At 72.8% G+C, this 821-nt stretch carries 1 protein-coding gene; it reads left to right on the forward strand.

Features of this window, described 5'->3' with window-relative positions; translation table 11 throughout:
• Positions 1-164: 164 nt before the first annotated feature.
• Positions 165-647: a hypothetical protein gene (locus DD1DGNOD_RS02165; RefSeq protein ID WP_131766904.1), complete on the forward strand. Its 483-nt coding sequence runs from the start codon at positions 165-167 to the stop codon at positions 645-647.
• Positions 648-821 lie beyond the last annotated feature (174 nt).

The raw sequence follows: 821 nt of genomic DNA on the forward strand, positions 1-821 counted from the left end.
TCACTGTCCTGATAGCGGTCGGCGTTTTCACCGGGGTCCTGTCGGCATCGATGTCCGCGGACGGCGCGCTCGGGGTTCCCTGGACCCTGTTGGGGGTCTCCCTGATCGCGATGGGGCCGATCCTGCTGTCCACCGTGCTCAACCTCGCCGGCTAGGCGCCCGGGATGGCTGGCGAGCGTCGTTTCTCCACCGGCGTGCGGGTCCTGGTCGCCGCCGGGCTGGTCGCGGTCGGGATCGCCGTCGGGCTGGTGCTCGGAGGCCGGGGCGGCTCCCCGGCGCCGGCACCGTCTCCGACCGCTGGTGCGGCCGGCACGGTCCCGGCGACCAGCGGGCCGGTGACCCCGGATCCGGGCCTGCCCACCCTCGATTTCTCCGACCTGGCCTGGGCGGACTTCCACGGCCTCGCCCTACCGGTGTCGCCGACCGCGGGCCCGCACACGCAGGTCGACGACCGGGTGTCCGGGTTCGCCCACACCCCCTGGGTGCAGCCCTCGCCGCGATCCACATCGCTGTTCGTACGGACGCCGCTGTCGGCGCCTACATCTTCGAACCCACCATCACCGAGCAGGCCACCGGTACTGACCAGCCCGCCCTGCTGGAACAGACCCGCACGACCGCGGCCCAGCAAGCCGTTCCCGCCCGGCTGACCGGACGGTTCTCAGAACCGGGCTACCGCTACGTCGGGATCCGCTTCGACGTGGCCATCCCCGACCGGGTCGTGCTGTATCTGGCCACCGCCGCCGAGGACACCACCGGCACCACCGTGTACGCCGCCGGGCGCGTTGAGCTGCGCTGGGAGCGGGGGGACTGGCGGGTCGTGG

This window comes from Candidatus Protofrankia californiensis (genome assembly GCF_900634765.1).
Taxonomy (GTDB): domain Bacteria; phylum Actinomycetota; class Actinomycetes; order Frankiales; family Frankiaceae; genus Protofrankia; species Protofrankia californiensis.

Bases quoted from the DNA above. Each gene is read 5' to 3' on its own strand.
- DD1DGNOD_RS02165 (WP_131766904.1), top strand. From the start codon at position 165: ATGGCTGGCGAGCGTCGTTTCTCCACCGGCGTGCGGGTCCTGGTCGCC.